Source organism: Rhizobium sp. WYCCWR 11128 (assembly GCF_013416305.1).
GTDB classification, from domain to species: domain Bacteria; phylum Pseudomonadota; class Alphaproteobacteria; order Rhizobiales; family Rhizobiaceae; genus Rhizobium; species Rhizobium indicum.
The window spans coordinates 80,003-105,580 of the sequence record NZ_JACCEZ010000014.1 but is presented as its reverse complement, the minus strand read 5'-3'; the positions used below and the strand labels follow the sequence as shown (position 1 = coordinate 105,580).

The 25,578-nt window shown below is 62.0% G+C and carries 23 protein-coding genes; 9 read left to right on the top strand and 14 right to left on the bottom strand.

Annotated features, from left to right (window positions below; genetic code table 11):
- The first annotated feature begins 155 nt into the window (after nt 1-155).
- Nucleotides 156-2,090 carry a methyl-accepting chemotaxis protein gene (locus HX898_RS29680; RefSeq protein ID WP_171599129.1) on the top strand — a complete coding sequence of 645 codons (1,935 nt, stop codon included), beginning with the start codon at nt 156-158 and terminating at the stop codon, nt 2,088-2,090.
- 232 nt (nt 2,091-2,322) lie between these two features.
- Here the strand turns inward: HX898_RS29680 and dxs are convergent, their stop codons facing one another.
- From dxs to HX898_RS29655, 5 genes are all read right to left on the bottom strand, one after another.
- Nucleotides 2,323-4,239: a 1-deoxy-D-xylulose-5-phosphate synthase gene (gene dxs / locus HX898_RS29675; protein ID WP_138328844.1), complete on the bottom strand. Its 1,917-nt coding sequence runs from the start codon at nt 4,237-4,239 to the stop codon at nt 2,323-2,325.
- A gap of 212 nt (nt 4,240-4,451) precedes the next feature.
- Nucleotides 4,452-5,375, bottom strand: a complete 924-nt coding sequence (locus HX898_RS29670) for a pirin family protein (RefSeq protein ID WP_180196495.1) — start codon at nt 5,373-5,375, stop codon at nt 4,452-4,454.
- A 185-nt stretch (nt 5,376-5,560) separates the two neighbouring features.
- Complete coding sequence (locus HX898_RS29665; RefSeq protein ID WP_180196494.1) at nt 5,561-6,328, bottom strand: SDR family oxidoreductase; 768 nt, start codon at nt 6,326-6,328, stop codon at nt 5,561-5,563.
- Nucleotides 6,329-6,414: 86 nt separating this feature from the next.
- On the bottom strand, nt 6,415-6,666 hold the full coding sequence (locus HX898_RS29660; protein WP_003545921.1) for an exodeoxyribonuclease VII small subunit: 252 nt from the start codon (nt 6,664-6,666) through the stop codon (nt 6,415-6,417).
- A 2-nt stretch (nt 6,667-6,668) separates the two neighbouring features.
- Complete coding sequence (locus HX898_RS29655) at nt 6,669-7,604, bottom strand: histone deacetylase family protein (RefSeq protein ID WP_017959231.1); 936 nt, start codon at nt 7,602-7,604, stop codon at nt 6,669-6,671.
- A 288-nt stretch (nt 7,605-7,892) separates the two neighbouring features.
- On the opposite strand from HX898_RS29655, the gene HX898_RS29650 reads away from it, so the two are divergent.
- From HX898_RS29650 to HX898_RS29640, 3 genes are all read left to right on the top strand, one after another.
- Nucleotides 7,893-8,294 (top strand): acyl-CoA thioesterase, encoded by a 402-nt coding sequence (locus HX898_RS29650; protein ID WP_138387985.1) that lies wholly within the window; start codon nt 7,893-7,895, stop codon nt 8,292-8,294.
- 82 nt (nt 8,295-8,376) lie between these two features.
- Nucleotides 8,377-9,417, top strand: a complete 1,041-nt coding sequence (locus tag HX898_RS29645) for a hypothetical protein (RefSeq protein WP_171599135.1) — start codon at nt 8,377-8,379, stop codon at nt 9,415-9,417.
- A gap of 69 nt (nt 9,418-9,486) precedes the next feature.
- A complete protein-coding gene (locus tag HX898_RS29640) occupies nt 9,487-9,669 on the top strand; it encodes a hypothetical protein (protein WP_171599136.1) in 183 nt (60 codons plus the stop codon).
- A 39-nt stretch (nt 9,670-9,708) separates the two neighbouring features.
- Here the strand turns inward: HX898_RS29640 and HX898_RS29635 are convergent, their stop codons facing one another.
- On the bottom strand, nt 9,709-10,359 hold the full coding sequence (locus tag HX898_RS29635) for a GntR family transcriptional regulator (protein WP_171599137.1): 651 nt from the start codon (nt 10,357-10,359) through the stop codon (nt 9,709-9,711).
- Nucleotides 10,360-10,537: 178 nt separating this feature from the next.
- Here HX898_RS29635 and HX898_RS29630 point away from each other — a divergent pair, with 178 nt between their 5' ends.
- The 4 genes from HX898_RS29630 (at nt 10,538) to HX898_RS29615 (ending at nt 16,675) form a co-directional block, all read left to right on the top strand.
- Entirely contained in the window at nt 10,538-11,962 is a 1,425-nt protein-coding gene (locus HX898_RS29630) for a malonyl-CoA decarboxylase (protein WP_171599138.1), read from the top strand.
- Nucleotides 11,959-13,473 (top strand): malonyl-CoA synthase, encoded by a 1,515-nt coding sequence (locus HX898_RS29625; RefSeq protein ID WP_180196493.1) that lies wholly within the window; start codon nt 11,959-11,961, stop codon nt 13,471-13,473. The genes HX898_RS29630 and HX898_RS29625 overlap by 4 nt, the downstream gene beginning before the upstream one ends.
- A gap of 96 nt (nt 13,474-13,569) precedes the next feature.
- Nucleotides 13,570-14,916, top strand: a complete 1,347-nt coding sequence (locus HX898_RS29620; RefSeq protein WP_171599140.1) for an SLC13 family permease — start codon at nt 13,570-13,572, stop codon at nt 14,914-14,916.
- A gap of 214 nt (nt 14,917-15,130) precedes the next feature.
- Nucleotides 15,131-16,675 (top strand): methionine--tRNA ligase, encoded by a 1,545-nt coding sequence (locus HX898_RS29615; RefSeq protein ID WP_171599141.1) that lies wholly within the window; start codon nt 15,131-15,133, stop codon nt 16,673-16,675.
- Nucleotides 16,676-17,187: 512 nt separating this feature from the next.
- Here the strand turns inward: HX898_RS29615 and HX898_RS29610 are convergent.
- The 6 genes from HX898_RS29610 to HX898_RS29585 form a co-directional block, all read right to left on the bottom strand.
- On the bottom strand, nt 17,188-18,327 hold the full coding sequence (locus tag HX898_RS29610; protein WP_138328832.1) for a PAS domain-containing sensor histidine kinase: 1,140 nt from the start codon (nt 18,325-18,327) through the stop codon (nt 17,188-17,190).
- Complete coding sequence (locus HX898_RS29605; RefSeq protein WP_138328831.1) at nt 18,324-19,115, bottom strand: alpha/beta hydrolase; 792 nt, start codon at nt 19,113-19,115, stop codon at nt 18,324-18,326. The genes HX898_RS29610 and HX898_RS29605 overlap by 4 nt, the downstream gene beginning before the upstream one ends.
- Nucleotides 19,116-19,244: 129 nt before the next feature.
- Nucleotides 19,245-19,781 (bottom strand): GXWXG domain-containing protein, encoded by a 537-nt coding sequence (locus HX898_RS29600; protein WP_138328830.1) that lies wholly within the window; start codon nt 19,779-19,781, stop codon nt 19,245-19,247.
- 114 nt (nt 19,782-19,895) lie between these two features.
- Entirely contained in the window at nt 19,896-20,459 is a 564-nt protein-coding gene (locus HX898_RS29595; RefSeq protein WP_012756299.1) for a biotin transporter BioY, read from the bottom strand.
- 24 nt (nt 20,460-20,483) lie between these two features.
- Nucleotides 20,484-21,092, bottom strand: coding sequence for an energy-coupling factor transporter transmembrane protein EcfT (locus HX898_RS29590; RefSeq protein ID WP_166478054.1), 609 nt, complete (start codon nt 21,090-21,092; stop codon nt 20,484-20,486).
- Nucleotides 21,092-21,766, bottom strand: coding sequence for an ABC transporter ATP-binding protein (locus HX898_RS29585; RefSeq protein ID WP_138328828.1), 675 nt, complete (start codon nt 21,764-21,766; stop codon nt 21,092-21,094). Before HX898_RS29585 ends, HX898_RS29590 begins: the two co-directional genes overlap by 1 nt.
- A 118-nt stretch (nt 21,767-21,884) precedes the next feature.
- On the opposite strand from HX898_RS29585, the gene HX898_RS29580 reads away from it, so the two are divergent.
- A complete protein-coding gene (locus tag HX898_RS29580) occupies nt 21,885-23,075 on the top strand; it encodes a winged helix-turn-helix domain-containing protein (RefSeq protein ID WP_180196492.1) in 1,191 nt (396 codons plus the stop codon).
- A gap of 233 nt (nt 23,076-23,308) precedes the next feature.
- Here HX898_RS29580 and ribB read toward each other — a convergent pair whose 3' ends face one another.
- Together ribB and aroC are read right to left on the bottom strand one after the other, a co-directional pair.
- On the bottom strand, nt 23,309-24,412 hold the full coding sequence (gene ribB, locus HX898_RS29575; protein ID WP_171599145.1) for a 3,4-dihydroxy-2-butanone-4-phosphate synthase: 1,104 nt from the start codon (nt 24,410-24,412) through the stop codon (nt 23,309-23,311).
- A gap of 12 nt (nt 24,413-24,424) precedes the next feature.
- Nucleotides 24,425-25,522, bottom strand: coding sequence for a chorismate synthase (gene aroC / locus HX898_RS29570; protein WP_180196491.1), 1,098 nt, complete (start codon nt 25,520-25,522; stop codon nt 24,425-24,427).
- Nucleotides 25,523-25,578: the final 56 nt, after the last annotated feature.

The window sequence follows — 25,578 nt, the reverse complement described above, 5'->3', positions numbered from 1 at the left end:
GGTTCGGCGTGATTGTAGCGGTTCATCCAAGCCGCTCGGCGCCATGACGGCGCAAGCGTTTCCACGCCGATCATGTTCTCAGCTTCAAACATCCCGGCGGTTGCGTCTCGTGCGACCTGCCTCGCCGCGTCGACTGTCGTCAGGAGAAATCACCGATGTCCGCCAAAAACATATCCTTGAACGGTAAGCTTGCGGCCACGTTCGCAGCCCTCATTCTCATTTTCGTCGCCGTTTCCGCTTTCGTCTATTCCAAGGCGACGGCGTCTGCGGCCGCGTCTGCCGAGCAGGAAAAGTCCGAGCTGCTCGTCAACCAGATCGACGATGCGCTGCAGGCGATGCTCGAGCAGGCCGTCAACCTGCGCGGCTTCATCCTCTTCCGCAGCGACAGCACCTATGGCGATGTCTTCGCCAACCGCGAGCGCATGCTGAAGGCGATTGCCGCCGCCAAGCAGACGGCGGCCGGCGAGCCGCAGCTGGTCGAGATGATCGACGGCATGCAGAAGGCTGCCGATCTCTATTTCCATGAACTTGCCGAGCCGCAGACCAAGGCGCGCAAGGAAACCGACATGCCGATCGAAGAGGTCGTCAAGATCGGCGTCAACGCCACCAAGGGCCAGCTCGACGGGTTCCGCCAGGCCTCGGCCAAGATCAAGGCCACCGCGCGTGAAAAGTCGGAAGCGCTGGCCGCGATCCGCGCCGATGCCAACAGCCATCTGAAGACGACGCTGCTTGCCGGCGGCATCGTCGCCTCGCTTGCCGCCGCCATGCTTGCTTGGCTTATGTCGCGCACGATCGTCCGCCCGGTCGTCGGCATGACGAGCGCCATGGATCGCCTCGCCGGCGGTCAGAACGATATCGAGGTTCCGGCGACCGACCGCGGCGACGAAATCGGCCGCATGGCTCAGTCCGTCCTGGTCTTCAAGCAGGCGGCGATCGAGAAGCTGCGCCTTGCCGGCGAAACAGACCGCATGCGCGACGACGCCGAGCGCCAGCGCCGGGCAGGCGACGAGCAGAAGGCGCGCGAGGAAGGCGAGATCCGCTATGCCATCGACGCCTTGGCAGGCGGCCTTGCCGAGCTTGCCAACGGCGATATGGCCGGTCGTATCCAGACGCCGTTCGCCTCGCAATATGACAGCCTGCGCAACGACTTCAACCATGCCGTCGAAAAGCTGCAGGCGGCACTGCAATCGGTCGGCCGCAACGCCTCGGCGATCAATGCCGGCGCTGGCGAAATCCGCTCGGCCGCCGACGATCTTGCCCACCGCACCGAGCAGCAGGCTGCCGCCGTCGAACAGACCGCAGCAGCGCTTGAAGAAGTGACGACCACCGTCCGCGACAGCGCCAAGCGCGCCGAGGATGTCGGCAATCTCGTCGAGCGAGCTCGCCTCGGCGCCGAAAAGTCAGGCGAAGTCGTCCGCAAGGCCGTCTCCGCCATGCAGCAGATCGAGAAGTCCTCGGGTGAAATCTCCAACATCATCGGCGTCATCGACGACATCGCCTTCCAGACCAATCTCTTGGCTCTGAACGCCGGCGTCGAAGCCGCCCGCGCCGGCGATGCCGGCAAGGGCTTTGCGGTCGTCGCCCAGGAAGTGCGCGAGCTCGCCCAACGCTCGGCCAAGGCGGCCAAGGAGATCAAGGCGCTGATCACCACCTCGGGCGAACAAGTCGTTGCCGGCGTCGGCCTCGTCGGCGAGACCGGCAAGGCGCTGGAGGTCATCGTCTCCGAGGTGCAGGAGATCAACCACCACGTCAGCGCCATCGTCACCGCCACGCGCGAACAGTCGATCGGCCTGCAGGAGATCAACACCGCCGTCAACAACATGGACCAGGGCACGCAGCAGAACGCTGCCATGGTCGAGGAGCAGACCGCGGCCAGCCATGCGCTCGCCCAGGAGGCAAACGCCCTCGAAGAACTGCTGCGCCAGTTCAAGCTCGGCCAGGTGGCCCCGGCGCCGCGCGCAAGCGTTGCCGGCACCAACGCCCGCCCGGTCGCCTCCCCGGCCCACGCTTTGACCCGCACCGTCGCCAAGGCTTTCGGCGGAAGACAGGCGAGTGCTGCGGCGGTGAAGGAAGACTGGACGGAGTTCTGAGAGTACGCCTTTCCTAGGGAAGGGACGTTAAATGAAGAGGGCGGTGCAGTGATGCGCCGCCTTTTTTATTGAGAGGACCTGCCGGGCAGCCCCCTCATCCGCCTGCCGGCACCTTCTCCCCGGGGGGAGAAGAGATTTGCGGCGACGTTTCGATTCCCTCTTCTCCCCCTCGGGGAGAAGGTGCCCGTAGGGCGGATGAGGGGGCCACACGGCATGCCCTCACCCAAATCACTTATCCCGCAACCCCAACCGCAACACCACGTCCCAGCGCCCTGAACACCGTCGAGACGATGCCGGCGCGGTCGAGCCCGGCATGGGCGTTCATCGCTTCGGGTTTGGCTTGCTCCATCCAGATGTCGGGCATCACCAGCGAGCGCAGCTTCAGACCGTTGTCGAGCAGGCCTTCGCTGGCGAGGAAGTGCATCACATGGCTGCCGAAGCCGCCGATCGAGCCTTCCTCGACGGTGATCACGATCTCATGGTGGCGGGCAAGCTGGCGGATCAGGTCGCGGTCGAGCGGCTTGGCGAAACGCGCATCGGCGACTGTCGTCGAAAGCCCCGCGGCATCGAGATCCTCGGCGGCCAGCAGACAATCGGCAAGCCGGGTGCCGAACGAGAGCAGGGCAACCTTGGTGCCTTCCTTGACGATGCGGCCCTTGCCGATCTGCAGGATTTCGCCGCGCGCCGGCATGTCGACGCCGACACCTTCGCCGCGCGGATAGCGGAACGAGATCGGCCCGCCATCATAGGCGACAGCCGTGCGCACCATGTGCTTGAGTTCGGCCTCGTCGGCCGCCGCCATCACCACGAAGCCGGGCAGGGTGGTGAGGAAGGCCGTGTCGAAGGAGCCGGCATGCGTCGGCCCGTCGGCGCCGACGAAGCCGGCACGGTCGATCGGGAAACGCACCGGCAGTCCCTGGATCGCCACGTCGTGCACGACCTGGTCGTAGGCGCGCTGCAGGAAGGTGGAATAGAGGGCGGCGAACGGCTTGTAGCCTTCCGCTGCCAGGCCGGCGGCGAAGGTCACGGCATGCTGTTCGGCAATACCGACGTCGAAGCAGCGCGACGGAAAGGCTTCGGCGAGCTTGTCGAGGCCGGTACCATTCGGCATGGCGGCGGTGATGCCGACGATCTTGTCGTCGAGTGTGGCTTCCTGCACCAGCGCTTCGGCAAAGACGCTGGTATAGCTCGGCGCATTCGGCTTGACCCTTGCCTGGGCCCCGGTGATGACGTCGAACTTGTTGACGCCGTGATATTTGTCGGCTGCGGCTTCCGCCGGCGGATAGCCCTTGCCCTTCTGCGTGACGACATGGATCAGCACCGGACCGCGTCCATTGTCGCGCACGTTGCGCAACACGGGCAGCAGGTGGTCGAAGGAGTGCCCGTCGATCGGCCCGATATGATAGAAGCCCATCTCCTCGAACATCGTGCCGCCGGTGACATAGCCGCGCGCATGCTCGACGGCGCGAGTGATCGCCCGGTCGATGTTCTTGCCGAGATAGGCCGTCAGCTTCTTGCCGAAGTCACGGAAGCCCATATAGGTGCGACCCGAGGCAAGGCGCGCGAGATAGGCGCTCATGGCGCCCGTCGGCGGCGCGATCGACATATCGTTGTCGTTGAGGATGACGATGAGGCGCGCATCGAGTGCGCCGGCATTGTTCAGCGCCTCATAGGCCATGCCGGCCGACATCGCCCCGTCGCCGATGACGGCGATGACGCGGCGGTCTGATTTGTCGAGGTCGGCGGCAATCGCCATGCCGAGGCCGGCCGAGATCGAGGTCGAGGAATGCGCTGCACCAAAGGGATCGTATTCGCTCTCCGCCCGGCGGGTGAAGCCGGACAGCCCGTCTTCCTGGCGCAGCGTCCGGATGCGGTCGCGCCGGCCGGTGAGAATCTTGTGCGGATAACATTGATGGCCGACGTCGAAGATCAGCCGATCATCAGGTGTGTCGAAGACGCTGTGGATGGCGATCGTCAACTCGACGACGCCGAGACCGGCGCCGAGATGGCCGCCGGTGCGCGACACCGCATCGATCATTTCGTCCCGGACTTCGCGGGCAAGCTGCGGCAGGTCGCGATCCTCGAGCTTGCGCAGGTCGGCGGGATAGATGACCTGGTCGAGCAGGGGGGTCTTCGGCAGTTGTGTCACGGGCGGGCGCTCTTTCTTGCTTTTCCTTGTTCCGCTTTATTCGATTAGATTGCGGCAAAACAAGTGCATTTCAGGAACCGAAGGTTTTCACCTTAGAGCATGATGCCGAAAAGTGTGAGCGGTTTTCGGGCAACATCATGCTCCCACTATTAAAGCATGATGCCGAAAAGTGTGAGCGGTTTTCGGCGGATATCACCCTCTATTTCTTCAGTTTAGCCTTCCGGCAACGGCACGAATTCCTCTTCATCGCCCGGAACGATATCGAAGCGGCCGGTGCGCCATTCCTCCTTGGCCTGTTCGATCCGCTCCTTCGAGGAGGAGACGAAATTCCACCAGATATAACGTTTCGAATTGAGCGCCGCCCCTCCGAAGAGCATCAGGTGGCAGCCATCGCGGCCGGCTTCCAGCGTGATCGCATCGCCTGGCCGGAAGACCAGCAGCTGGTCGGCGGCAAAACGGTCGCCTGATATGACGACCTCGCCCGACAGCACATAGACGGCGCGCTCTTCATGGCCCGCGCCGAAGGGAAATTTGGCGCCCGCCTGCAGGTCGAGATCGACATAGAGCGTGTCAGAGAAAACACCGACCGGCGATGTCATGCCTTCGAACGAGCCGATGACCACCCGCCCGCGCACGCCGCTCGTCTCGATCAGCGGCATGGCGGATTTTTCCGTATGGGCGAAGGAAGGATCGATCTCCTCCTTGTCGTCAGGCAGCGCCAGCCAGGTTTGCAGCCCCGACATCAGCAGCGGATGGCCGCGCAGATTGTCGGGCGTGCGTTCGGAATGGACGATGCCGCGGCCGGCCGTCATCAGGTTGATATCGCCGGGACGGATGACCTTTTCGGTGCCGAGGCTGTCGCGATGGCGGATCTCGCCGTCGAAGAGATAGGTGACCGTCGACAATCCGATATGTGGATGCGGCTTGACGTCGAGCGCCTCGTCCGGCTTCAGGATCGCCGGCCCCATGCGGTCGAAGAAGATGAACGGCCCGACCAGCCGCCGCTGCCGGCTGGGCAGCGCGCGGCGCACCTGGAAACCGCCGATATCGCTGGTGCGCGGGATGATCAGGTTCTCGATCGCATCGCAGGCGAAGGCATCGCCGGGCAGGGGGTCTTTACCGGGAAAGAAGGACATTGGGATCTCCGATCGCTACAGTGCCGAGCGTCATCGCCCACAGATAGCGCCTGGAGCGCCGCGCGTCCAATCGGACGCGCTAAGGACGCTCCAACACTTGAAAGCGCGCCGCGCGTCCAATCAGACGCGTAAGGACGCTCAGCCCTGAAAGTTCGCCGTGCGTCCAATCGGACACGCGTCGGGGCTCAGATTGCGGTAAAACCATTGTCGACGAAGAGATGGGCGCCATTGACGAAGCTCGATTCGTCGCTGGCGAGGTAAAGCGCGGCCCGCGCAACGTCTTCGGGCTCGCCGATCCGTCCCTGCTGCGCGGCAATGGCGGCATCCGAAACATCGACGCCGAGCGCCTGCAGGTCGGCCACCTCGCGCAGACCGTGCGGCGTGCGGATGAAACCCGGGCAGACGGCGTTGCAGCGGATGTTGCGATCGCGGAATTCCACTGCGATGGCGCGGGCAAACATATGCACCGCCCCCTTGGTCGTGTCGTAAAGCACTTCCATCGGCGTGGCGGCGACCGCCGAGATCGACGAGGTGCAGACGATCGACCCGCCGCCGCTCGCGATCATCTTCGGCAGCACCGCCTTGGTCATCAGGAACATCGAGCGCACATTGACGGCGTGCAGCCAGTCCCATTCCTCGACGGTCGTTTCGAGAAAAGGTTTGATGACGATCGTGCCGGCATGATTGAAGAGCACGGTGACTGCGCCGTAGCGTTCTTCGACGCCTGCAACGGCGGCATTGACGGCGGCTTCGTCCGAGACATCGGCCGTCCAGCAGTCGGCCTCGCCGCCGGTATCACGGATCTGCTTCACAGTCTCGGCGGCTGCATCGCCATTGCGGTCGATGATCGCAACACGCGCGCCTTCCGCCGCAAAAAGCTTCGAGGCGGCACCGCCCATGCCGGTCGCGCCGCCCGAGATAATGGCGACCTTGCCCTTCAATCTGTCCGACATTTCCTTGTCCCCTCATCGTTTTGGATGGGGATCATAGATCGGTCTGAAGCCGATAGCCAAGCGTCTTCGAAAGGGAGTTTGCTGTCTCAGGCGCCGTCCAGCGGCTCGACGCCCTGCGGCTTGCCGGCGCGGTCGAGCCGGATCTTCTCGATGCGGTTTTCGGCAGCCGAAAGCAGCGTCTCGCAATGTTTCTTCAGCGCTTCGCCGCGCTCGTAGATCTCGATCGATTCATCCAACGCCACATCGCCGCGTTCCAGCCGGGCGACGATGCTTTCGAGTTCGGCAACCGCCTTTTCGAAGGAAAGGCCGGACACCTCCGGCTTGGCGCTGTCAGTCATTCTCAACCCTTCATCATTCTCAGAATATGCATGCCCGCCGATTCGGCGAGTCCCTCGAGATCATAACCGCCTTCGAGCAGGCTGACGACCCGGTTCTTCGCGTGCCGGTCCGCGAGTTCCAGCACACGCCCGGTCGCCCAGTCGAAATCCTCACCCGTCAGATTGATCTGCGCTAAGGGATCGCGGTGATGCGCGTCGAAGCCGGCGGAGATGATGATGAGATCCGGCCGGAAATCGTCAAGGGCGGGCAGGACGCGCGATTTGAACGCCTCGCGGAAATGGTCGCTGCCGACATTCGGCGACAGCGGCGCATTGACGATGGTGTTGTGCTTGCCCTTTTCATCCTTGGCCCCGGTGCCGGGATAGAGCGGCATCTGATGCGTCGAGCAGAACAGCACCGAAGGATCGTCCCAGAAGATATCCTGCGTGCCGTTGCCGTGATGCACGTCCCAGTCGACGATGGCGATGCGCTCGGCGCCGTGCGTCTTCTGCGCATGGCGGGCGGCGATCGCCGCATTGTTGAAGAAACAGAAGCCCATCGCCGTCATCTTCTCGGCATGGTGCCCCGGCGGCCGGGCTGCGACGAAGACATTGTCGGCCCGGCCGGTAAAGACGTCGTCCACCGCCGCCATCGCCCCGCCAATGCCGGTCAGCGCCGCCTGCAGGCTTTTGCTGCTGGCATAGGTATCGGCTTCGATCTGATTGATCTCCCCCTCTTCCTCGGGGATCTCCCGCATGACGGCGGTCAGATGCTCCTCCGGATGGGCAAGCAGCACCGCATCCTCGTTCGCCTGCGGCGCCTGCCGGCGCTCCAGTCGCTCGAAATTCGGATGTTCCAGCGCGACATTGATGGCGCGGATCCTGTCCGATCGCTCCGGATGGCCGGCGGGGGTCACATGTTCCAGGAAGATCGGGTGTTCATAAAGACGGGTGCTCATGAAGACACTCTATCGGTCGCTTATGTCATGTGCCACAGCAGATGGGGCATCGCCTGACGATTTCAACAAGTGCTCTTGCCGCGCGCCTTCCGACCGTTGGCCTACTACACTGCTTCATTTCGCCGTTTCCGTCGAGCCGGTCCATTGCAGCGGCGCCGCATCTTTTAAGACGTACAAAGGATACTGTAACACTTTGAACTATTGCGTAATTTTATCCTTAAGCCGGTTCCGGTATAAGCAATTATGCGGTAATGTTGTCATGGGGAACTCAGTAGGGCAGATCTGTTGATGAGTCAGTCGAAACGCCCGGATGTGGCGGAAATACGCGTGCCGTTTCGCGATGTCGATATGAACGGCCAGATGTTTCTGGCCTCCTATATTTCCTATGCCGAGTCCGTCCTGGCAGGCTTCTGGTCGTCACGGCCCGATGTCGATGACGAACCCGTCTATAGCCCCAGCAAGGTTTCCTGCATGCTCCACCGTCCGCTGCACTATGACGAGCCGGCAACCTTCACCGCCACCATCGACAAGATCGGCATGCATTCCATCGGCTTCCTCATTTCGATCGACACCGGGGAGGAGCGTGCCGCCGAGGTCGAGATCATCTGGCAGGCCCGCACCCGCGAGGACCAGTCGCCGGCCTCGCTGCCGGAGGAAACGCGCGACTGGCTTTATCGGTTTTTGGATTAGGATGCCGTGCGGACGGCGGGATGCGCTTTTGTTTTCCTGCCGCCCCATTGATCTGCAGATGTCAGCAATCCAAAATCGCTCAATGACAAAATCCGATGTTTTACCCCCCGATCTACAGGAACTGCTGGTTGCCATTGGGGAGCGCCTGAATAGCGGCCAAAGTGTCGAAGCGCAGCTGCCTTCCGCTGTAGCTGGCATATCCGCTCTCCCGGCTACAACGATCAGCCAATCTGCCCCGGCGATTGCAACAGCAGCAAAGCTATATCGCTGGCGTCCGGAGCCCGCGTGGCCTGGCAGACTGTTCCGGCCTCATCTTTCTGATAAGCAGCAGTTATTGAAATTTCCCGACCTTCGTTATCTCTTCCTGTTTCATTGCAATGGACGGATGAGGGAAGTTGCCCTCAAGAGGATAACCGGCGGGCTGCAAAGTTCTTTTCTGTTCGCGGCAATCGCCATACGTCTGAATGACTGGGCGGAGCCAGTCCGCGCTGCTGCGTTTGATTGTGCGAAGCGGTGCTTCCCGCTCACCTCGGCTGAGGTAATCGCCAATGCCGTGACCTCCCTGCTTCTGCACCAAGAAAGTTGGGGAAGATGGGGCGTCGAACGCGAGGCTATGGAGACGACGCTTGCAAGGCCTGATGTGGCTGAACAGCTCAGCGGAATCCTCTGTGAAGCGCAAACCGGGCCTACTTCACGGACTTTTCGTCTCGTGCTGAAGAATAGTTCGATAGATCCTCATTTGTCTCGACTGGCGGCAAGCGCGAAACAACCATGGATTCGAGCCATGGCGGTCAAAGCCATTGCGGACGAGCGTGCTGGCTGGCAAGTTGGCTGGGAGTGGAAGTGGATAGACAAATCTATGGGAAAACGGGCGCGAGAGCCTAAGTTCGACTTCCGTGACGTCCAAATCTCCTTCGATAAAGCGGCTGTCATCAGAGCTGCCGCGTCAGATACATCTGCAATCGTCCGACGCGCCGCACTGACGGCAGTTATTCAGCAGTGGCGTGGAAGCCGCGAAGCTGAGGAGCTCGCGTTGAGGCTGAGAGCTGATCCCAATCCTTCCGTGAGAGAACGCGCCGCCTTCATCTTATCGAGGACAGGTGAATCTGTTACTCCCGCGTGACGCGGTTGGATGCGACCTTTACAATAGACGGGCAGAGATCCCTTTCCTGCCGATACCGTGGAGTTTTTAGTGAAAAACGAGCGAGAGAAAGGGCAGTGGGAGACCGATGACGCGGTGACGTTCATGTACGGAAAATACAACGGCGCGCTTCTTCTGGCGCTCCGGGATTTCTGGAAAACACTTCGTTCGGCGTGGCCCGACAAGCAAAAGCCTCCGATCTCTCCGCATCGTGGCGATCAACCCCAAGAATAGCGCAGCGACCTTTCTCCTGAGGTTACTCCCGCAATCCAATCACCTAGCCGCCATGCTGGCGACCAGATCGCTGAACCTCTCTCCCTGAATGCCGACATGCGTCCGCAGCAGGCGGCGGGCTTCGTCGCCGTCTCCGGCAAAGATCGCGTCGACGATGGCGCAATGTTCTGAGAAGGAGGTCGACAGGCGGTTGCGCACGCGCAGCTGGAGGCGGCGATAGGGCCGCAGGCGGCGGTGCAATTGCAGACATTGCTCCTCCAGGAATTCGCTTCGGCCGGCTGCGTAGATGGCCTTATGGAATTCCTCATTGTCGTAATAATAGGCGTCGCTGTCACCGGCCGCGGCAGATTTCTCACAGCGGCCGTGGGTGGCCGTGATCGCTTCCCGGGAGGCCTCGTCCAGCCGTCGGGCGGCGAGCGACCCGGCCAAGCCCTCCAATTCGGCCATCACCTCGAACATTTCATAGACACGGTGTGGCCCTGGATCGATGACGATGGCGCCTCTGCGCGGTCGGATTTCGATGAGGCCGATCGCATCGAGCTGCATCAGCGCCTCGCGCACCGGTGTGCGGGAGACCCCGAAACGCGTCGCAAGCACCGTTTCGTCGAGCCGCTCACCGGGGGAGAACTCGTTGGAAAGAATTGAGTTTTCAATCTCATCACGAAGCCATCGACCGACATTCTCGGACATTCGTCTCACTTCCCTCATACATAAACGCAATTCTTGTATACACGATCATTGACCTCGTGTACGAAGAATGGCATTCTACATACTACCGGTGAAACCCGACAATGGGAAGCAGCCGTCAAAGCAGCCCGCGAAACCAGCCGGCCCAACAGAAGAGACCAGCGAAAGAGAGGAGAATGGCATGTCTGAGGCTTCCTTCTTCACCGACATGCTGCAGAGCATCACGGATCGCGGACGCCAGCTTCTGTTTTCCGGCGCGCGCGCCACGCAGGTCGCAGCCAAGGCCGATCTCCAGACACTCTGTGAAATGCTGCTATCGAGCCGGGGCGAAGCCTCGGGCATGGCGCTTGCCGCCGAGATCCTCGATCGCTGGGGCGCGCTCGACAGCGAGGGCGCGCAGGCATTCCTCGATATGCTGCATGAAAAGTTCGGGCCCGACACGGTGAGGCTCGACCAGGCAATCGAAAACTACCGCACCGATAAAAGCTCTGCCGCGGTCATTGCCCTCCACCAGGCAGCCGAGCCGCGGCGACAGGAGCTTCTGCGCCGATTGAATCACGCGCCGAACGGCACCGCCAAGCTCGTCCGGATGCGTGAGCAGCTGCTGGCTTCCAAAGACCAATCCGAAGGTTATCACGCGCTTGACGCCGACTTCACGCATCTGTTCGGCTCCTGGTTCAATCGCGGCTTTCTGACGCTGCGGCCCATCGATTGGTCGACGCCGGCCTACATCCTTGAAAAGATTATCAAATACGAGGCCGTGCACGAGATCGCCGGCTGGGAGGAGTTGCGCCGTCGTTTGGCACCGGCCGACCGCCGATGCTTTGCCTTCTTCCACCCCCGACTGGCTGACGAGCCGCTGGTGTTCGTCGAGGTGGCGCTGACACGATCCGTGCCCAGTGCGATCGGCGATGTGCTCGTCGAGGGCAGGGAGCAGATCAATGCCGACGAGGCGACGACGGCCGTCTTCTATTCGATCTCCAACTGCCAGGATGGCTTGCGCGGAATTTCGTTCGGCAACTTCCTGATCAAGCAGGTCGTGGAAGACCTGCGCAGAGACCTGCCTGGCCTCAAGAATTTCGTTACGCTGTCGCCCGTTCCAGGTTTTGCCCGTTGGCTTGCCAAGGCGCGTGCCTCGGCCACCGACCGGTTGCTGCCGGAAGCGGCCCGCGAAACGCTGACGGCGCTGGACGATCCGAACTGGCCCGACGACGAGAAGACGGCGACGGAAGTGGAGCGTGTGTTGCTACCGCTTGCGGCGCGCTATTTCCTGACCGAACGGACACCGGAGAGCCGCCCCGTCGATCCTGTCGCCCGCTTCCATCTCGGCAACGGCGCTCGACTGGAAAGACTGAATTTTCTCGGTGACCGCTCGGCCAAGGCGATGCAGCAGGCCCATGGCCTGATGGTCAACTACCTCTACAAGCTCGACGATATCGTGGCCAACCACGAGGCCTTAGCGCAGCGCGGCGAAGTGATTGCCTCGCCTGCCGTCAAAAGCCTGCTCAGCCAGAACGACGAAAGCCGCCGCGGCGGCAATGGCCAGCAAGGCTCCCGGCCATTCCAACAAATAGTGAACTCAACGCTTGGAGGAGGGCGAAAGTGAGTAACCATCTTTTCGACGCCATGCGGGCGGCTGCGCCCGGTGACGCACCGTTCATCCGGATCGATGACACCCGCACATGGACTTATGACGATGCCTTCGCTCTTTCCGGCCGCATTGCCAGCGCGATGGACGCGCTCGGCATTCGCCCCGGCGACCGGGTGGCGGTGCAAGTCGAGAAAAGCGCCGAGGCAGTGATCCTCTATCTCGCCTGTCTTCGAACCGGCGCGGTCTACCTGCCGCTCAACACCGCCTATACGCTGGCTGAGCTCGATTACTTTATCGGCGATGCGGAGCCGCGTTTGGTGGTGGTTGCGTCGGCCGCTCGAGGCGGTGTGGAGACGATCGCCAAGCCCCAGGGCGCCATCGTCGAAACGCTCGATGCCGACGGCAGCGGCTCGTTGCTGGATCTCGCGCGCGATGAGCCGGCCGACTTTGTCGACGCCTCGCGTTCCGCCGATGATCTGGCTGCGATCCTCTACACGTCGGGAACGACGGGACGTTCCAAGGGGGCGATGCTCACACATGGGAACCTGCTCTCGAACGCCCTGACCTTGCGGGATTATTGGCGCGTCACATCAGGCGACCGGCTGATCCATGCCTTGCCGATCTTCCACACGCATGGGCTGTTCGTCGCCACGAATGTCACGCTGCTCGCCGGCGCCTCGATGTTTCTGCTGTCGAAATTCGACGCCGACGAGGTCGTTTCGCTGATGCCGCAGGCAACGATGCTGATGGGCGTGCCGACCTTCTACGTGCGCCTGCTGCAAAGTCCGCGCCTCGACGAGCAAGCGGTAGCCAGCATCCGCCTGTTCATTTCCGGTTCGGCTCCGCTGCTTGCCGAAACCCATACCGAGTTCCACGCGCGTACCGGTCACGCCATTCTCGAGCGCTACGGCATGACGGAAACCAATATGAACACGTCCAACCCCTATGAGGGCAAACGCATTGCCGGAACCGTCGGCTTCCCGCTGCCTGATGTGACGGTGCGCGTCACCGACCCCGCCACCGGGCTCGTGCTGCCGCCTGAAGAAACGGGGATGATCGAGATCAAGGGGCCGAACGTCTTCAAGGGCTATTGGCGCATGCCGGAAAAGACGGCGGCGGAGTTCACGGCAGATGGATTCTTCATCAGCGGCGATCTCGGCAAGATCGACCGGGACGGCTACATCCACATCGTCGGACGCGGCAAGGACCTGGTGATTTCGGGCGGATACAACATCTATCCGAAAGAGGTCGAAGGCGAGATCGACCAGATCGAGGGTGTGGTTGAGAGTGCTGTGATCGGCGTGCCGCATCCCGATTTCGGAGAAGGCGTAACGGCTGTCGTCGTGCGCAAACCCGGCGCCGTCCTCGATGAAAAGACCATCGTCAGCGCCCTCCAGCAACGTCTCGCGCGCTACAAACAGCCCAAACGGGTCATCTTCGCCGACGACCTGCCACGCAACACGATGGGCAAGGTTCAGAAAAACATTCTGCGGCAGCAATACGCCGATCTTTATACCAGGAAGTAAGACGGCTGCGCCCTCTGGGAGGAGGGTGCGTCGACATCCCGCATCAATCTTGAACACAACAACTACGGCGCTGGAGGCGTCGGAGGGAGGGGAATCATGGGTATTGAATTACTGGCCATAGGCCTGCTTGTCGCGATGTTCATCATTGCGACGATCCAGCCGATCAACATGGGTGCGCTCGCCTTTGCCGGCGCCTTCGTGCTCGGCTCGATGGTCATCGGGATGAAAACCACCGACATTTTCGCCGGCTTTCCGAGTGACCTGTTCCTGACGCTCGTCGCCGTCACCTACCTCTTCGCCATAGCGCAGATCAACGGCACGATCGACTGGCTCGTCGAATGTGCCGTCCGCCTGGTGCGCGGGCGGATCGGCTTGATTCCCTGGGTGATGTTCCTGGTCGCCGCCATCATTACCGGTTTCGGTGCACTTGGGCCTGCTGCCGTCGCCATTCTCGCACCTGTCGCCTTGAGCTTTGCCGTGCAGTACCGCATTCACCCGGTCATGATGGGCCTGATGGTGATCCACGGCGCGCAGGCGGGCGGCTTTTCGCCGATCAGCATCTATGGCGGTATCACCAACCAGATCGTTGCGAAGGCCGGCCTGCCTTTCGCGCCGACCTCGCTGTTTCTCTCCAGCTTCTTCTTCAACCTGGCGATCGCGGTGCTGGTCTTCTTCGTTTTCGGCGGCGCCAGGGTGATGAAGCAGGAACCCACATCATTTGGCCCCTTGCCCGAACTCCATCCCGAGGGCGTATCGGAGTCGATCAGAGGTCACGGCGGCACGCCGGCAAAACCGATCAGGGAGCATGCCTATGGCACGGCGGCCGATACCGCGACGACGTTGCGCCTGAACAATGAGAGAATTACCACCTTGATCGGCCTGACGGCGCTCGGTATCGGCGCCCTGGTCTTCAAGTTCAACGTTGGCCTCGTCGCCATGACCGTGGCTGTCGCCCTGGCGCTGCTGTCACCGAAAACTCAGAAGGCGGCAATCGACAAGGTCAGCTGGTCGACCGTGCTGCTGATATCAGGCATCATCACCTATGTCGGCGTCATGGAGAAGGCCGGGACGGTCGACTACGTGGCGAACGGTATATCCAGTCTCGGCATGCCGCTCCTGGTAGCACTCCTGCTTTGCTTTACCGGCGCTATCGTCTCGGCCTTTGCATCCTCGACCGCGCTGCTCGGCGCGATCATCCCGCTCGCCGTCCCATTCCTCCTGCAAGGACATGTCAGCGCCATCGGTGTGGTCTCGGCGATCGCGATCTCGACGACGATCGTCGATACCAGCCCATTTTCCACCAACGGCGCGCTTGTCGTCGCCAATGCACCGGACGACAGGCGGGAGCAGGTGCTGCGACAGTTGCTGATCTACAGCGCCCTGATCGCGATCATCGGCCCGATCGTCGCCTGGTTGGTGTTCGTCGTGCCCGGGCTGGTGTGACGGGCTGGCAACGAGCGCGCTTGTTCGAAGCCGCCCTTGATGGTAAGAAATTTGTATGGACAACACCGTGATCAGCACTGTCGTGATGATGATGCCGCGCTCATAGCGTGGCGGGTTTCGTGCGTCCATAATGCACCAGAGACCGCCCTCGAGGCGGTCTTTTCATGGGTCGATCCGTCTCGCGGGCAATAACAGCCTTCGAAAGGAAATACCGATGAACAAGATCTACATCACCACCTCGATCCCCTATGTGAATGCCGCGCCGCATGTGGGCTTTGCCCTCGAACTGGTCCAGGCCGATGCCTATGCTCGCCATTTCCGCCTTCTCGGCCACGACATCAGGTTCCAGTGCGGAACCGACGACAACAGCCTGAAGAATGTCCGGTCGGCGGAAGCCGCGGGAGTGCAGGTCAAGGACTTCGTGAACGCGAACGCCGACAGGTTCGAGCGCCTCGGCGGCCTGCTCGATATCTCCAACGAGGAATTCGTCCGCACCTCCCGCGATCCAAGGCATATCGCCTGCGTCCATGCCTTGTGGAGGGCATGCGCCGGCAATGGCGAACTCTATCGCAAGGCATATGAGGGTCTCTATTGCGTCGGTTGCGAGCAATTCTACGAGCCGTCGGAACTCGATGATGGGCGCTGCCCGGAACATGGGCTTGCCCTTGAGACCATCCGCGAGGAGAACTGGTTCTTCCGTCTCTCGCGATATGGCGACCGGCTGCTTGAGCTCGTCGAGACCGGCGAGCTTCGGATCGTCCCGGCTCATCGGCGAAATGAAATCCTTGCCCTGCTTCGGCGTGGCCTGACCGACATCAGCGTGTCGCGCAGTGCGGAGCGGGCGCGAGGCTGGGGCGTTCCCGTGCCCGATGGGGATGAGGTCGTCTATGTCTGGTTCGATGCCCTGGCGAACTATCTCACTGGTCTCGGCCACGGGTCCGATCCGACCCTGCTGCAGCACTATTGGAACGGCGGCCAACGCATCCATGTCGTCGGCAAGGGCATCTCCAAGTTCCACGCCATCTACTGGCCGGCCATCCTCTTGTCCGCAGGTCTGCCGCCGCCATCGTCGATCCTCGTGCACGGCTACGTCACGGTAGACGGCCGGAAGATCGGCAAGTCGGCCGGCAACGGCATCGATCCGGAACGCATCATCCAATCCTACGCAACGCCGGACGCACTGCGATATTACCTGCTCCGGCATATACGCTCGGGAGACGATGGCGACTTCTCCGGCGAACGTCTCGAAGCCGCGTGGTCGGGCGAGCTCGCCGGGCAGCTCGGAAATCTCGCCAACCGGGTGCTTGCGCTTCTGTCCACGTCATTCGGCGGCATCGTTCCGCCCGTGCCGGACAGCGCGTTCGTGGACCAGGCTGCCCGCCTTCCGGGGAAGGTGGCTGAAGCCTTTGATGCCTACGAGCTCCATCTCGGCCTCGCCGATATTTTTGTGTTTATCGGCGAGGCGAACAGGCGGTTTACAAAATGCGCGCCGTGGGCGGATGCGAAAGCCCTGCTTGCCGATCTCACGCCGGAGGATCGGCAGGCGACCACTGCTCGCCTTGGCGCTTGCCTGGCCGAGCAGGTCTACGGCCTTGCGATCATTGCCCGCTGCCTCCTGCCGTTCCTGCCAAGTTCGGCCGCAAAGCTCCATTCGAGGCTGGGAATACCGTCTCCTCGCCTCTATCGGGACCCCTTGATCGTGGGCGGAGTCAAAACCGCCCCGCAAGCCGTCCTCTTTCCGCAACGCACGGCAGCTTGAAGGGGAACCAGCCCGAGATCCTCTGTGCTGCACCTTAGGCAGCGCAGAGTTTTGACGTGATCCAGTATGTCATGAAAGTTTCATATTCAGGCTATTTTCGGGAGCGGGAAAATAATCTACTATTTTAATCAGGAAACAAGATTTCCTGAAACAAACGAAGGAGACTGATTGAGTATATTTCTTATAACTATCATGCTCATCGCAGGCTTTGTCCTGTTTGCCATGATCACCGGGGCAGCACGAGGGCGCACTGCCCAGACCACCGCAAACACCAAGCGCAGGTCGGGCAGTTCAGGAAGCTCCGGCGATGGAGGTGGAGGCTGGTTCGACGCCTCAGGCGACTGTGACGGCGGTGGCGGAGATGGTGGAGGAGGAGACTAAATCAAACTGAAATCGATAGAATGCCCGACCGCCTCAAGGCGGTTTTTTGTTGCCCGGATTCCTGGCTGCCCGGCTGCCGAGGCGGCAATCAACCGGACAGTCGGCCCATACCGGCGCGGCTGCGTTCCCGATCAATCCAACGGCATCACAAAGGTGAAGCGCGTCTCCTTGTCATCGGAACTGACCGTGATCGTCCCGCCATGGGCGCGGGCAATTTCCGAGGCGATGTGCAGACCCAGCCCCAATCCTCTTTGACCTGTGCCGGCTTCGCCTGTGAAGAAAGGCTGAAAAAGCCGTGTCATCGCGTCGCTGGAAATCGGAGCGCCGCCGTTGGCGATCCAAAGCTCCAACCTTCCGTCGACAGTTGCCGCCGATAGCCGCACCGGTTCGTCCGGTGTCCCATGGGTCAGGGCATTCGCCAGAAGATTGGACACCAGCTGGCCGATCCGGCCGCTGTCGCAGTTTATCGGCCCATCGAATTCGATCGTCACCTCAATTGCGCGGTCGAGATGACTGAAGCGGAGTTCTTCGATGACCTGCCGCAAGAGCGGCTCGAGATGCTCCGCCCGCCTCTCGAGCGTAATGCCGCCACCCAATCGTCCGCGCGCGAAGTCGAGGACGTTGTCGATCAGGGCAGACATGCGAACGACGCTGCCCTGCATCAAATCGAGAACTTTAATCGCGCGATCGGTCTGCTTCTCTTTTCGGAGCATGCGCGCCGCGGCTGCAATCGAGGCAAGCGGGTTGCGCAGGTCGTGGCCGAGAACAGCAATGAACTCTTCCCGCAACTCGGCGGTTTGCTGTTCGAAGGCGAGTTTGGATTTGATCGTGGCGCCGGCAGCATCGGCGGCTGTGCGCGCGTCGACCAGCTCCCGTTCATAACGGCGACGCTCGGCAGCCTGAAACATCGTCACGCGGGTGAAAAGCAGGGCACCGTCTTCTGCACGTCTTTCCATGGCATTGGCGAGCACAGGCAGTTTTCTGCCGTCCGCCGTCACGAGATCGAGGGCAACCTCATTGAAAAACCCTTGCATGCGCAGCAGAGGCGCAAAATGGGTTTCGTAGAATATACGGCCCGACGTGTTGAGCAGGTCGTGAAGTCGTTTGCCGAGGAGCTGCTCGACAGGGATGCCGATCCAGGTCGACAGCGTTCTGTTGACCTTGACGATGCGCCCGTCCGGCCGCAGCGAAAGATAGCCGCATGGCGCGTTTTCGTACAAGTCCTCAAGGTCTTCCGCCGGCATGAAGATCTGCGTGTCGCTACCGGTCATCGGACGAACCGCCGGATTGCAGATATGACCTCGTCGGGAGCGCTGAGGTTAGGGCAGTGGCCACTCGCGTTCAGCACGACCAATTGACTATTCGGGACCTGCTGATGGACGAATTCGCCGACCTCTTCAGAGGCGATGATATCATCGCGGCATTGAAGGATCAGCGTTCTGGCGGTGACGTTCGGAAGGTCGCTGCGATTGTCTGAGGTGAATGTCACCCGTGCAAACGCCTTGGCGATCTCAGGATCGGTGCGGCAGAAGCTATTGGTCAGCTCTTCGCTAAGTTCTGGTCGATCGGGATTGCCCATGATGACGGGCGCCATAGCGGCAGACCACCCCATGTGGTTGTCGTCCAACGACGTCAGCAGTTCGTCTATGTCTGCCGCGCTGAACCCGCCGATATAGTCATCGTCATTGATATAGCGCGGCGACGGCCCGACAAGGATCAGGCTGTCAAACAGTTCCGGTGCCTGCAGCGAGGCGATGACGCCGATCATTGCGCTGACGGAGTGCCCAACGAACACCGTTTGCGTCAGGCCGAGCGCGCGGCAAATTTCCACGAGGTCATCCGCATAGCCCGCTAATGATGCATATTTCCGGGCATCATAGGCCGTGAGATCGGATCGCCCCGCGCCGACGTGATCGAACAGCACCGTCTTGAAGTCGCCTTCAAAAGCCGGCGCCACGAAACGCCACATATTCTGGTCGCAGCCAAATCCATGCGAAAAGATCATCGCACGCTGGCCATCGCCCCGGACTTGAACATGATTTCGATCGATGACGGTCATCTCGCCCTCTTCCCTGCTTTCATAACATGTTCCGCCTGTTTTGGATCGGGGAAAGATCAGCCCGGCAACGGTTCGATGGCTCTATGCCGCGATGTTCCCGAGGCCGCCGCCCGGCCATTTGCGGCATGCCTAGTCCATCACTTTCCGGAGCTCGAAGAAGAATCGCCGAGGATCGTCGCGCACGCACATCATCCCGGCAATCCCGTCATCGTCAATCCTCCGGAAGTAGTCCACGATCGGCTGTTTGTCGTAGATCATCGCAGCCGTTTCGATGCCGTCGAGCGCCTGAAGCCGCAACGAAGCGGTCGTGCCTCTCGCTCGAAGCACCTTCTGCAGGTACGAGAACCCGTGGCGGGCGACGAACGTCCGGCCAAGGGGCGCCATCTTGATCGCCAGCCCAATGGGTAAGAAATTTGGCTCGATCGCCACGAGCCGGCCCGGTCTCCAGTTGAAGAGCAGGGCGTCCGCCCGCATGTCGGAATGGAAGCGCTTGCCAAACCAGTTGAGATTCTCGAGCACGCCGTCTAGTGGATGGCCCGACGGAATACCGACGCCGCTCCAAAGGCCGACCATGTCCTTCGGCTGGACGGGCTCCAGCGAGCGGAACCAGGCAGCCATCTCCTCCTGCTGGTCGCCTCGCATGGTTTCTCCTTCAAGGACGTTCATTGCGGAAAAATGAAAAGAAGGTTTGGAAAGTTCCCGTTCATGCGGACCGGTCGGAAGCGCAACGGCCCCCGAAGGGGCCGTTGGGGTATTCGCCAGACAAGACCGGCCTATGCGTCAGGCGCGCGACGGCAGCAGGGGATAGCCGACCATGACGGCGCGGCCAAGCAGGGCTGCGACGAAAGCCTTGATCACATCGCCGGGAATGAAGGCCATCGAGCCGACGAAGGCCTTCGTGAAGCCGAGGCCGGCGACGGTGGCGAGATAGGTGATGCCGAAGGCGTAGAGCACGACGATGCCGCCGGCCATGGCGGTGAGGAAGAAGCTCACCGTCTGCACCAGGCCGGATTGCTGATGGTTGACCAGCCGCTCGCTGAGATAGCCGGTGACGAAGGCGGCAAAGATCCAGCCGATCAGGAAGCCGGCCGTCGGCGACGCGAAGATGGCAAGCCCGCCGCGGCCGCCGGAAAGCACCGGCAGGCCGATCGCGACCAGCACCAGCACGATCAACACGGCAATCGCGCCGCGCCGCGCGCCGAGCACGACGCCGGCCATCATGACGCCGAGGGATTGGGCGGTGATCGGCACCGGAATGAAGCCGAGCGAGATCGGCGGCAGCAGGCCAAGCGCCACGATGATCGCGGCAAAGAGGGCGGTAAGAACGAGGTCGCGAGTGCTCATCATGAATTCCGTGTTTATCAATCGTTAACTCACATGCCGCCGAATGCCGCGCGCGTCAATCGCCGCGGCGATATTATCCGCATCCTTAAGGGTCAGGATGATCAGCGGCGCAAGTAGCGTCGTCGGCCGCACCTTCAGCCCGCGTGCCTTATGCGCCTCGCGGATCGCCTGATAACGCCCGACGATCTCCGGCACGAAACGCAGCACCAGCCCGAGCGCCAGGCCGATATCGTCGGCCTGCACCCAGCCGGTGCGTTCGAGCGGGCGGGCAAGCGCCGTCACCTCGTCGATGAACTCGGTGATCGACGTCGTCGCCGTCACGGTGGCGGCCAGCAGCATCAGCGCCGTCAGCCGCAGCAGGGGCACGAGCGCCTCCTGCCAGGGATTGAAGATGAGGTTGAAGAGTGCGACGACCGCGATCGTCAGGAAGATCGGCCGCAGCCGCCTGAGCCCATCGGCAAACGGCAGGCCGACCATCCGGTAGAGAACCGCCGTCAGCAGCACGGCGATCGACAGCAGGATCAGGTTCCCGCTGATGAACAGCACCACGCCGAAGATCGTCAGCGACAACAGTTTTAGCCGCGGCGAAAGCCGGTGCATCACGCTGTTGCCTTCGACATAGAGCGACTGCATCAGGCGGCGATCTCCTTGTAGCGGGCGATCGCTTCGGCAGCCGGCGCATCGGCGGCAAGCCGCCCTTCATGAAACAGCAGCACCCGCTCGAAATCGGCGATCAGCTCCAGATCATGCGTGATGATGATGGCGCTTTCCGGCAGTCCGGCGATAATCCCTTCGACCAGCGCCCGGTTCTTGAGGTCGAGCTGGTTGGTCGGTTCGTCGAGAATGAGAATGCCCGGCCCCGTCGCCAGCACCGAGCAGAGGGCCGCCACCTGCAATTCGCCGCCGGAAAGCTCGTGCGCGCGGCGATCGGCCAGTGCCTCGGCGCCGAAGCGGGCCAGCACGCCCTCGACCTTCGCCTCGATCTCCGCCTTGGTGAAGCCGCGCCGCTTCAGCCCGAAGGCGATGTCGTCCTTGACGATCGGCAGGATGATCTGGTTCTGCGGCGACTGGAAGATGAAACCGACATCGGCCACAGCCGTCTTTTCGTCGCTCGTGTCGCGGCCGTTGACGGTAACGCGGCCGACCGACGGTTTGGCCAATCCATTGATCAACCGCGCGAAAGTCGTCTTGCCCGAACCGTTCAGCCCGATGACGCCGATGCGTTTTCCGCTGATGCCAAGCGTCAGCGGCTGCAGCGCCACCCGTGCCCCGAAACTAACCCCGGCGCCTTCGAAACGAATATCCAAACCAATCCCTCGCATCCATGCGATCCCGCTTCTATACGGGTAATCGAGGGTGATGAAAGAGCAAATTGCGCTGTCGATATCGGGTGGCTAGGAAGATTTTCCGGATTATGATGTGGTCATGACGAATCTGCTTTCCAATTCCGACGCCCGCCGTGTCTTTCTTGCCAAGCAGGGCCTCAGCGCCCCGCCAAACCGCGCCTTGACCAAGGCCGGCCTGCTGCAGCTCATCCATGAACTGGGTTTCGTCCAGGTGGACAGCATCCAGACGGTGGAGCGGGCGCATCATCAGATCCTGTTTTCCCGCAACCAGACCTACAGGCGCGAGCATCTGACGGCGCTGCTCGAAAAGGACGGCGCGCTTTTCGAGCACTGGACGCACGACGCTTCCATCCTGCCGAGCGCCTTCTTCGTCTATTGGAAACACAAGTTCCGCCATCAGGAGAAGGTGATCGTCGAACGCTGGCGCAAATGGCGGGGCGAGGGCTTCGAGGCGGCATTCGAGGAGACCTATGAGCGCGTTGAGCGCGACGGCGCGATCCTGGCGCGCGATATCAAGGCCGATGGACACGTTTCCGGCGGCTGGTGGAACTGGCATCCGAACAAGACGGCGCTCGAATATTTTTGGCACACCGGCAAGTTCGCCATCGCCGGCCGCTCGAACTTCCAGAAGATCTATGATCTGGCGGAACGCGTCATCCCGGCCGAATTCCGCGAGCCGGAGGTGAGCCGCGAGGAATTCGTCGATTGGGCCTGCCGCAGCGCGCTTACCCGGCTCGGCTTCGCCACCCATGGCGAGATATCGGCCTTCTGGAACCTGGTCTCGCCCGACGAAGCCAAGGCCTGGGTTTCAGCCCATCGCGACGAACTGATCGAAGTGCTGATCGAACCGGCGCTCGGTGGCAAGGCGCGCCCATCCTGGGCTTTTGCCGATTTCCTCTCGACGCTCGATACTTACCCCGGTGCTCCGCCGCGCATCCGCGTGCTCAGCCCCTTCGACCCGATGATCCGCGACCGCAACCGCACCGAACGCCTGTTCGGCTTCTTCTACCGCATCGAGATCTTCGTGCCCGAGCCGAAGCGTGAATATGGCTATTATGTCTTCCCGCTGCTCGAAGGCGACCGGCTGATCGGCCGCATCGACATGAAGGCGGATCGGAAGAGGTCGACGCTCGATGTCAAGCGGCTGTGGCTGGAGCCGGGTGTGAAACCTTCGGCCGGGCGGCTGGAGAGGCTGGAAGCCGAGCTGGACCGGGTCGCTCGGTTTGCCGGCGTGGAGAAGGTCGTGTTTCTGGAGGGGTGGAGAGGGTAGTCGAACTTCGTCCGATATATCCTGCTCCTACCGAAGAGAAAGGGACCGAGACGTTGCCACGTATCCCTTCTCCCCAGCGGGGAGAAGATGCCGGCAGGCAGATGAGGGGGTGAGCGGCAAAGCCGCGAATGCGCTGAGCGCAAGCGAAGGGCAGCATGAAGGATGTGCCGTGTGGCCCCCTCATCCGACCCTTCGGGCCACCTTCTCCCCGCTGGGGAGAAGAGGAGGAGCCCTCAGCAGATCTCCGTCGTGCTGATCTTGATGCCGAAACCTTCGAGGCCGACATAGTGGCGCTCGCGGCTGGTCAGCAGCTTGATCGAGCTGACGCCGAGATCCTTGAGGATCTGTGCGCCGAGGCCGATTTCCAGCCATTCGCTGTCGCGGGTCTGGGCTTCGGCATGGGCTTCGCGGCCCTGGTTGCGGGCCTTGCGGCCGTTGTCGTGATGTCCGACGCCGACGGAGCCTTCGCGCAGATAGACGATGACGCCGCGGCCTTGCTCGGCAATCTTCTGCATGTAGAAATCGACCGGGCTGTTCTTGCCGAAGAGATCCTCGGCGACATTCTCCGGATGCAGGCGCACCGGGATGTCGACGCCGTCGCGGATGTCGCCGAAGACGACGGCGAGATGCTGCATCGGGTCCCAGGGCAGGGAATAGGTATGAGCCTTGGCCTTGCCGAACGGCGTGTCGATGTCGAAGCTGGCGCCGAGTTCGATCAGCGTTTCCTTGCGCTGGCGGTAGGCGATGAGATCGGCGACGGAGACGAGCTTCAGCCCGTGCTGTTCGGCAAAGTCGACCACCTGCGGTCCGCGCGTGACGGTACCGTCATCGTTGACCAGCTCGGAGATGACGCCGATCAGCGGCAGGCCGGCAAGCTTGCAGAGGTCGACGGCGGCTTCCGTATGGCCCGAGCGCATCAGCACCCCGCCTTCGCGGGAAACCAGCGGGAAGATGTGGCCGGGACGGACGAAATCGGAAGCGCCGACATTCGGATTGGCGAGGTTGCGCACTGTCAGCGTCCGGTCGTCTGCGGAGATGCCGGTCGACGTGCCGTGCTTGAAATCGACCGAGACCGTGAAGGCCGTCGTATGGGCCGAATCGTTTTCTGCCACCATGGCGTTGAGGTTGAGGCGCTTGGCCTCTTCCTTCGGCATCGGTGCGCAGACGATGCCGGAGGTATGGCGCACGATGAAGGCCATCTTCTCCGGTGTGCAATGCACGGCGGCGACGATCAGGTCGCCTTCGTTCTCACGGTCATTATCGTCCATGACGACGACGATCTCGCCGGCCTCGAAGGCCCGGATGGCGTCGACGACGCGCTTCTGGTCATAAGACATGGGCGAGCGCTCCTATTTCAGACGGCCGGTCTGGCCGCGGTCGCGAAGATAATGGTCGGCGACGACGCAGGCGACCATCGCCTCGCCGATCGGCACGGCGCGGATGCCGACGCAGGGGTCGTGCCGGCCCTTGGTGCGGATATCGACATTCTTGCCCTCCGCATCGATCGACTGGCGCTCGGTCAGGATCGACGAGGTCGGCTTGACGGCGAAACGCGCCACCACCGGCTGCCCGGTGGAGATGCCGCCGAGAATACCGCCGGCATTGTTGGAAAGGAAGATCGGCGTGCCGTCATTGCCCATGCGCATCTCGTCGGCATTGTCTTCGCCTGACGTTTCGGCGGCGGCAAAACCATTGCCGATCTCGACGCCCTTGACGGCGTTGATCGACATCAGCAGCGAGGCGATGTCCTGGTCGAGCTTGGCATAGATCGGCGCGCCGAGGCCGGCCGGCACACCTTCGGCGATCACTTCGATGACCGCGCCGATCGAGGAGCCGTTCTTGCGGATGCCGTCGAGATACTCCTCCCAGACCGGCACGATTGCGGCATCGGGCGAGAAGAACGGGTTCTGCCCGACCTGGTCCCAGTCCCAGTTGCGGCGGTCGATCTTGTGTTTGCCGATCTGCACCAGCGCGCCGCGCACGGTGACGCCAGGCACGACAAGGCGGGCGATGCCGCCGGCGGCAACCCGGGCGGCGGTTTCGCGCGCCGAGGAGCGGCCGCCACCGCGATAGTCGCGAATGCCGTATTTGAGGTCATAGGTGTAATCGGCATGGCCGGGGCGGTATTGCTTGGCGATCTCGCCATAATCCTTGGAGCGCTGGTCGGTGTTTTCGATCAGCATGGAGATCGGCGTGCCGGTGGTCGTCATCGTCTCGCCGTCGGCGTCGAGCATGACGCCTGACAGTACCTTCACCAGATCGTCCTCGCGCCGCTGCGTCACGAAGCGGGATTGCCCGGGTTTGCGCTTGTCGAGCCAGACCTGCAGGTCCTCGAGCTTGAAGCTGAGCCCCGGAGGGCAGCCGTCGACGACGCAGCCGAGCGCTGGACCATGGCTTTCGCCCCAGGTGGTTACGCGGAAAAGGTGACCGAATGTATTGTGCGACATGTGTTCCGACCGGTGGCGCGCCAAAGCCGATCGCTGCCGGCCGCGCCATTGCTTGA

Coding starts and splice junctions, on each gene's coding strand:
- HX898_RS29660 (WP_003545921.1), bottom strand. CDS start 6,666: ATGACTGACAGCGCCAAGCCGGAGGTGTCCGGCCTTTCCTTCGAAAAG.
- HX898_RS29580 (WP_180196492.1), top strand. CDS start 21,885: ATGACGAATCTGCTTTCCAATTCCGACGCCCGCCGTGTCTTTCTTGCC.
- HX898_RS29665 (WP_180196494.1), bottom strand. CDS start 6,328: ATGTCGGACAGATTGAAGGGCAAGGTCGCCATTATCTCGGGCGGCGCG.
- HX898_RS29670 (WP_180196495.1), bottom strand. CDS start 5,375: ATGTCCTTCTTTCCCGGTAAAGACCCCCTGCCCGGCGATGCCTTCGCC.
- HX898_RS29650 (WP_138387985.1), top strand. CDS start 7,893: ATGAGTCAGTCGAAACGCCCGGATGTGGCGGAAATACGCGTGCCGTTT.
- ribB (WP_171599145.1), bottom strand. CDS start 24,412: ATGTCTTATGACCAGAAGCGCGTCGTCGACGCCATCCGGGCCTTCGAG.
- HX898_RS29635 (WP_171599137.1), bottom strand. CDS start 10,359: ATGTCCGAGAATGTCGGTCGATGGCTTCGTGATGAGATTGAAAACTCA.
- HX898_RS29590 (WP_166478054.1), bottom strand. CDS start 21,092: ATGCAGTCGCTCTATGTCGAAGGCAACAGCGTGATGCACCGGCTTTCG.
- HX898_RS29605 (WP_138328831.1), bottom strand. CDS start 19,115: ATGACCGTCATCGATCGAAATCATGTTCAAGTCCGGGGCGATGGCCAG.
- HX898_RS29615 (WP_171599141.1), top strand. CDS start 15,131: ATGAACAAGATCTACATCACCACCTCGATCCCCTATGTGAATGCCGCG.
- HX898_RS29680 (WP_171599129.1), top strand. CDS start 156: ATGTCCGCCAAAAACATATCCTTGAACGGTAAGCTTGCGGCCACGTTC.
- HX898_RS29630 (WP_171599138.1), top strand. CDS start 10,538: ATGTCTGAGGCTTCCTTCTTCACCGACATGCTGCAGAGCATCACGGAT.
- aroC (WP_180196491.1), bottom strand. CDS start 25,522: ATGTCGCACAATACATTCGGTCACCTTTTCCGCGTAACCACCTGGGGC.
- HX898_RS29595 (WP_012756299.1), bottom strand. CDS start 20,459: ATGAGCACTCGCGACCTCGTTCTTACCGCCCTCTTTGCCGCGATCATC.
- HX898_RS29645 (WP_171599135.1), top strand. CDS start 8,377: ATGACAAAATCCGATGTTTTACCCCCCGATCTACAGGAACTGCTGGTT.
- HX898_RS29620 (WP_171599140.1), top strand. CDS start 13,570: ATGGGTATTGAATTACTGGCCATAGGCCTGCTTGTCGCGATGTTCATC.
- HX898_RS29610 (WP_138328832.1), bottom strand. CDS start 18,327: ATGACCGGTAGCGACACGCAGATCTTCATGCCGGCGGAAGACCTTGAG.
- HX898_RS29655 (WP_017959231.1), bottom strand. CDS start 7,604: ATGAGCACCCGTCTTTATGAACACCCGATCTTCCTGGAACATGTGACC.
- HX898_RS29600 (WP_138328830.1), bottom strand. CDS start 19,781: ATGAACGTCCTTGAAGGAGAAACCATGCGAGGCGACCAGCAGGAGGAG.